This is a genomic window from Rhodococcus sp. NPDC054953 (genome assembly GCF_053609225.1).
Map to the genome: position 1 here is coordinate 1 of NZ_JBSGXD010000007.1, position 6,215 is coordinate 6,215.

Below are 6,215 nucleotides of genomic sequence, written 5' to 3' on the forward strand. Positions count from 1 at the left end.
ACTGCGCCTGCGACTCGCTGATCCGGACGGTCGTGACCAGAAACTCGACCGGCGACCTGACGTCGAACACCGCGTGCAGCGACCGTTCGGCAGATTCGACGAGAACCTGCTGATCGGCGGCCACCAGCTTCCGCATCGACCGCTCAAGGCGCTGCAGCACATGAACGATGTCGTCGTTGGACAGGCCGGTCAGCCGGTCTCCGAGGAGACCGTCGACGGCGGCGTCGAGGGCGGACAGGTGCTCGTCCACCCGCTCCACCGACCCCGCAGCCCCCGAACTCATGTTCGAAGTCTACCGCGGGGGTACGACACGTTCCGGGGCGCGACCGGCCTGCGTGCCCCGGACGGAAGTCAGCTGCCCCCATTTTCATGGGCACGGAAGTCGCGGCTGGTGCACCGGGGGCACGGCACCTAGATTCGAGTCACCGAGGGCTCGGAACGCGGGGTCGAGCCCTCCAACCACTTTCTCCAGGGGGCGACATGACCGCTGCGCTGAATCACCATCTCGTCCATTCACCGTCGCACGCCGTGGCCTCGCACGGCACCCGGATGCGGCGCCGCCCGCAGCTGTCCGCCCGCGAGGTCGAGGTGTTGCTGCACTGGCTGCGCTGCGACTCCAAGAACACCGTTGCCGCCGACCTCTACCTGTCCATCGGCACCGTGAACACCCATCTCGCGCGGATCCGCACCAAGTACCGCGAGGTCGGCCGCTCCGCCCCGACGAAGGCGGCGCTGGTGGCCCGGGCCGTGCAGGACGGGCTGATCTCCCTCGACGAGCTGTGACCGGCGCCCCGTTCGGCCACCCCGGATGAGCGTCACCGCCGACCCCGGCCTCGCCGCGCGGCCCCCCGCCGATGCCGACCCGCCCGACCGGACCGGCTCCGAGGTTAACCGCCGCCCCGGAGCCGGCATCGACCGCGCCGACCCCGCCGCGCCGCGCCGCGGCACCAAACCGACGCACCGACTCGGCACCGCCGAGGACCGCATCGTGCGCACCTTCGCCCGGTTCCTTGGCGCCGCCGGGCTGCTGTTCGGCGTCCTGCTCGCCCCCGGTGCCGTCGCCCTGTCGATCGTCCCGGTCTGGTGGACGGTGACCACCGGCGCCCTCGTCCTCGTCCCGCTCCTCGCGTTGCTGCCTGCGAGCCGCGCCGCCGACACACGCTGGATCCGCCGCAGCGCGAGCGCGGCGGCGATCGGCTACCTGCTCGGACTGCTGTGGTTTCCCCTCGTCGCCGACGGGCACATCCCGCCGAACCGGGACATCTGGGTGACCACCTTCCCCGGCCTGATCACGATGGCGGCGGCACTCCGCTGGCGACCAAGGACCAGCCTGATGTACCTGGCGGCCGCGGTGAGCGCCGCCGAGGTGGTCCGCTACGTCGCCAGGGCGGGTCAGGAGCACGTGGTGCTGCCGGTCGAGATCGCGTCGACCCTGGTGTTCTGCGGCCTGTTCGTCGTCGCGACGATCGCGGCGGTCCAGACCGGACGCGCACTGGACCGGGCCGTCGAGGTGTCCGTGTCGCGCTCCGCCACCGCGGCGGCCCACGCCGCGCAGGATGTCGAACGCAGCCGCTTCCACGCCCTCATCCACGATCGGGTGATGTCCGTGCTGCTGGGTCTGGCCCGGCAGGGCGCCACCCCCGAAATGAGTGAGCAGGCGGCGATCGCCGTCGCCGAACTCGACGCGCTGCGTGACAGCACGGTGGCCGACGAGGGGCTCGACATCCACACCGCGGTCGGGCTGATCCGCGCCGCCCTCGTGAAGGTGGATGGCGATGTCCCCGTCGAGGTCGAGATCGACACTGCCGCGCTCACCGTGCCACGGCTCGCCGCGCGGGCCATCGCGTCCGCGGCCGCGGAAGCACTGCGCAACAGCGTCCGGCACGCCGACACCGCATCGCGCGCCGCGGACCGCCTCGTCGCGATCGACGCCGACCAGCACGGGGTGCGCGTCATCGTCGCCGACAACGGCTGCGGCTTCGATCCGGGTCAGGTGCCCGGATACCAACTCGGGATCACGATGAGCATCCGGGAACGCATGGCGACCGCGGACGGGTGCGCCGTCGACCTCCGTTCCGCGCCAGGCGACGGCACTCAGGTCACCCTGCTGTGGTCGGCGGCGACGTGACCGCACCGACCCGGCCCGGCGCCGCGCGTGATGTCGCGGCCCGGGACATCCGCACCCTGCTGTGGATGGATCGGCCGATCGCGAAGGTCGTCGCGGTCGTGTTCTGCCTCAGCTCCGGATTGCGCGCGGTCACCTATCTCGACGACGTCGAGCAGGTGTGGCCGGTCCTGGCCGCCCTGCTGCTGGTCACCGCGGGTGCCCTCGCGATCGTCGGCGTCGCTGGCGATCCGCTGCCACTGCCGACCGCCGCGATCCTGGCCGGGCTCGGCCCGGTCGCGTGCCTGCTGGTGTTGCCACAACTGCCCGCGCACGGCTGGATCATGAGCGACATCTGGCACATGCGGCCGGTCACGGTCATCCTCTGCTTCATGTCGGTCCGCGGGCGAATGGCGCTGTCCTGCCTCGGTGCGGTGTCGACGATGCTCACCTTCACGCTGTGGGGCGCGCTGACCGGCCAGGACTGGGGTGCGGTCGCCCGGATGTCCGCGGTGATCCTGGCCCCGGTCCTGATCTCGGTGCTGGTTGCGGTCACGGTCCGGCCGATGGCCTTCACGGTGTTCACACTGCGTGAGCGGGAGAGCGACCGGGCCGCGGACGAGGCGATGACCGAGGCCGCCACCGCCGAACGCGACCGGCAACTGCGCGCGCTCGACGCGTCGGCCAGGCCAGTTCTCGAGGCCGCGGCCGCTGGTACCGCGTTCGATGAGGACGCCCGACTGCGCTGCATCGTCCTCAAGGAACAACTGCGGGACACCCTGCGGGCGCCGGTGTTCGCGGACGACGAACCCCTCCGCCGGGCGACCGCGGCGGCCCGGCACCGCGGCACCAGGGTGATCCTGCTCGACGACGGCGGGCTCACCGACGACACGCTGACCGACCGGGTCCGGGTCGCGTTGGTCGACGAACTCGATGCCACCGCGGGCGGCACCCTCACCGCCCGCGCGCTGCCGCCCGGCCGCGACACCGTCGCGACGATCGTCGTCGAGGAGGGCGAGCGGGTGCGTCGGCTCGAGTTCGACGCCGCCGGTGCCGTGCGGGCGGAGGTCCGTAACGGCGACGTCCCTGACCGCGACTATCAGGCTGTCCGGACCATCGTTGACGCCTAAACTTGGGCAGCTGTCCCTGCCCCCAGAATTCTCGTCTCGGCGGCCCGACGGCTAACTCCTAGAATTCTCTCAGCCATGCGTGTTCCGGTGGGACACGCCCCGACGGCGCACCACCTGAGGACATCGATGACCGCAACCCTCGCCGCCACCACCCATCGACCCGGCTCGGCCGAACACACCGCCGTTGCCCGCCCGCTCCGGAGGCCGGGTCTCTCGCCGCGGGAGGTCGAGGTGCTGGTCGCCTGGCTCCGCTGCGACTCCAAGAACACCGTTGCCGCAGAACTCTTCCTGTCCCTCGGCACCGTCAACACCCATCTTTCCCGGATCCGCGCCAAGTACGCCGCGGTGAATCGGCGCGCCACCACCAAGGCCGCGCTCGTCGCCCGCGCCATCCAGGACGAACTGATCTCGCTCGACGAGCTCTGACCCGGCTCCGGCGCAGGCCTGACCGCTCGGCACCGCCGGAAACCCTCCCGGTCCAGTTATCCGGCCGCATCGGATGGGCGCCGCCACCGACACTCCCCCTCCACCACCGACCGCACCGGAACACCCTGCCAGCAACAAAGTTCCGCGGATCGCGGTGTGTAACACCGGCGCGGAGGCGGGCGATCTCGATCCTGGACATTCGAGTTCCAGGTATCAGGGTCGATGCAGTCTCGATATGGGGGTGGGTTATGAGAAGGACCATTGCGGTGTTGGCGGTCGCCTTCGGACTTGTGGTGGCGGGGTGCGCCGACGGCGACGCGCCGAACGACGACGGGGCGGTGAGCGCATCACCTGCGGCAACAACCATCACCGCCTCGGCGTCGACCACTGCCCCTGCGCCGTCCACTGCCCCGGCGCCGTCCGCTGTCGCCGAGCCACCGGTGTCGGTGGGAGCCACCGGCGGTGCCGGCGCACCGGGCGCGACCGAGGTGGTGAACGAACCGCCCGGTGTCGAGCAGGCGACCGAACCGCCCGGTGTCGGCCAGGAAGATGGCGGGAACGATCCGGGACAGTACGTCGACCCCAACCCGTACGACTGCGTCGGCGACATCTGCCCCAATCCCTATCCGGATGCGCCGCAACCGGATCCGAACGCCGATCCGGCGAACCCGCAGATCGTCTGGTGCGGAACGGACAAGAACGTCCACAACCGTGGCGCGACGGTGTACGACGACGGATCCTGGTCGCCGTGGACGCAGGCCTGCGCCGACGAGTTCGATGCCGTGAACGATCCGCCCAACCCGCCGGGAACGATGGGCGGCGGCGGAGCCGTGGCCGGCCCGTGCCGCCCCGACGAGGAGGGCACGATCACGCACACCCCGGACATGCGAAAGCAACAGTGCACGGGCGGCCATTGGGTCTACATCCGCTGACCGCAAGGCAATCCGCCGGGTGCGGCTGGGTTCCGCCGTCGGGGTTCGAGTAACACGGCGTCACCCTCGGCCGATTCACCAGCAGAGGTCACTGTGTGAGATGCAGCCGAAGGAGCGAGGATGAAGCAGAAGATGATTCGCGCCGCCATCGCAGGCGCCGCGGCGATCGGAATCGCCACCGGCGGGGTTGTCGCCGCCGCTCCCGCGCAGGCAGCGCCGGTGGGCCCCGTCGATCTCGATCTGACCGGCGGGGTCTACTGCGCGTTCGGACGGCCTGGCGATCCGTGGGTGGACTCGTGGTACATGGTCCGGTGGATGGAGGTCACCGCGCACGGCCGGGACTGGCCCAACGTGACCCTTCAGGAGTTCAACGGCGCCCAGCAGTTCACCCCGATGCTGAAGCAGGGCGAGAAGCTGCGGATCGAGACGAAGTGGTTCGGCTGCTTCCCCAGCTCCATTTCCGGCTACACCATCTCGAGTGATGTCGATCCGCTGCAGAACAACATCGGGTGGTGGGCGAACGTGGAGCGGCGGGGCGACGGGCCCGGCAGCGGCAGCTAGGAATCGGCTCCGGCCACGGACCCGACCTGGAGGATCCGCAGGAACGAGCTGCGGGTGGCCCGCGATGTTGTTACCGGTCCGTAGCAGAATGGACCTGACAACATGACGAGCTTTTCAGGTTTGGAGATGACTGTGCAGCTGATCGGAGTGATCGGTGGCGGCACCATGGGTGCCGGAATCGCCGAGGTGTGCGCGAAGGCCGGGAGCGACGTCCTGGTCCTCGAGACCAAGCAGGAGTTCGCGGACGCCGCCACCGCGCGGATCGCGTCGTCGATCTCCCGCGGCGTCGCCAAGGGCAAGATCAGCCAGGAAGAGGCCGATGCGGCCATCGCGCGGGTCCGGGTCACCCTCGACATTGAGGAGTTCGCGGACCGCGACCTGGTCATCGAGGCAGCCCCGGAGATCGAGGCGCTGAAGTACGAGATCTTCGGCAAGCTCGACCGGATCGTCAAGCCGTCCGGCATCCTCGCCACCAACACGTCCTCGATCCCGGTGATCAAGGTTGCCGGCGCAACGCAGCGCCCCGCGCAGGTGGTCGGCGTGCACTTCTTCAACCCGGTGCCGGTGATGCCGCTGGTGGAGATCATCTCCACCCTGGTCACCTCCCCGGAGACCGCGGCCGCGGTCACCGACTACGCCAAGAACACGCTGCGCAAGACCACGGTGCAGGCCGGTGACCGGTCCGGGTTCATCGTCAACGCGCTGCTCATCCCGTACCTGTGCCAGGCGGTGCGGATGCTCGAGTCGGGTTACGCCTCGGCCGAGGACATCGACGCCGCGATGAAGGGCGGCTGCGGCTACCCGATGGGCCCGCTGACGCTGCTCGACACCGTCGGCCTCGACATCGCGCTTGCCGCGGCGGAGTCGCTGTACGCCGAGTTCGCCGAGCCGCACTACGCCCCGCCTGCCCTGCTGCGCCGCATGGTCGATGCGGGCCGTCTCGGCAAGAAGACCGGCCGCGGCTTCTACGACTACCAGTAGTCAGTTCCGCTGACCGTGCGTTGTTTTCCCCCCCCACCGGGGGGAAACCCCCCACAGGAGGGGCAACCGCAGGGGGAAAAT

6 protein-coding genes and 2 pseudogenes are annotated in these 6,215 nt (G+C 70.1%); 7 read left to right on the forward strand and 1 reads right to left on the reverse strand.

What is annotated here, in order from left to right; translation table 11 throughout:
* Window positions 1-283 (reverse strand): annotated as a pseudogene (locus tag ACWF62_RS06980) (HNH endonuclease); the annotation flags it as partial.
* Between the two features lie 284 nt (window positions 284-567).
* On the opposite strand from ACWF62_RS06980, the pseudogene ACWF62_RS06985 reads away from it, so the two are divergent.
* The 7 genes and pseudogenes from ACWF62_RS06985 to ACWF62_RS07015 form a co-directional block, all read left to right on the forward strand.
* Window positions 568-783 (forward strand): annotated as a pseudogene (locus tag ACWF62_RS06985) (LuxR C-terminal-related transcriptional regulator); the annotation flags it as partial.
* A 25-nt stretch (window positions 784-808) separates the two neighbouring features.
* Window positions 809-2,128 (forward strand): sensor histidine kinase, encoded by a 1,320-nt coding sequence (locus ACWF62_RS06990; protein ID WP_452629708.1) that lies wholly within the window; start codon window positions 809-811, stop codon window positions 2,126-2,128.
* The gene (locus ACWF62_RS06995) at window positions 2,125-3,234 is read left to right on the forward strand and encodes a hypothetical protein (protein ID WP_452629710.1); all 1,110 of its coding nucleotides are present in this window, start codon (window positions 2,125-2,127) and stop codon (window positions 3,232-3,234) included. Before ACWF62_RS06990 ends, ACWF62_RS06995 begins: the two co-directional genes overlap by 4 nt.
* A 126-nt stretch (window positions 3,235-3,360) precedes the next feature.
* Window positions 3,361-3,660, forward strand: a complete 300-nt coding sequence (locus ACWF62_RS07000) for a response regulator transcription factor (RefSeq protein ID WP_378569617.1) — start codon at window positions 3,361-3,363, stop codon at window positions 3,658-3,660.
* 269 nt (window positions 3,661-3,929) lie between these two features.
* Complete coding sequence (locus ACWF62_RS07005) at window positions 3,930-4,592, forward strand: hypothetical protein (RefSeq protein WP_452629711.1); 663 nt, start codon at window positions 3,930-3,932, stop codon at window positions 4,590-4,592.
* 120 nt (window positions 4,593-4,712) lie between these two features.
* On the forward strand, window positions 4,713-5,153 hold the full coding sequence (locus ACWF62_RS07010; RefSeq protein ID WP_378509219.1) for a hypothetical protein: 441 nt from the start codon (window positions 4,713-4,715) through the stop codon (window positions 5,151-5,153).
* A gap of 132 nt (window positions 5,154-5,285) precedes the next feature.
* A complete protein-coding gene (locus tag ACWF62_RS07015) occupies window positions 5,286-6,134 on the forward strand; it encodes a 3-hydroxybutyryl-CoA dehydrogenase (RefSeq protein WP_378509268.1) in 849 nt (282 codons plus the stop codon).
* The last annotated feature ends 81 nt before the right edge of the window (window positions 6,135-6,215 follow it).

Coding starts and splice junctions, on each gene's coding strand:
- ACWF62_RS06990 (WP_452629708.1), top strand. CDS start 809: ATGAGCGTCACCGCCGACCCCGGCCTCGCCGCGCGGCCCCCCGCCGAT.
- ACWF62_RS07000 (WP_378569617.1), top strand. CDS start 3,361: ATGACCGCAACCCTCGCCGCCACCACCCATCGACCCGGCTCGGCCGAA.
- ACWF62_RS07010 (WP_378509219.1), top strand. CDS start 4,713: ATGAAGCAGAAGATGATTCGCGCCGCCATCGCAGGCGCCGCGGCGATC.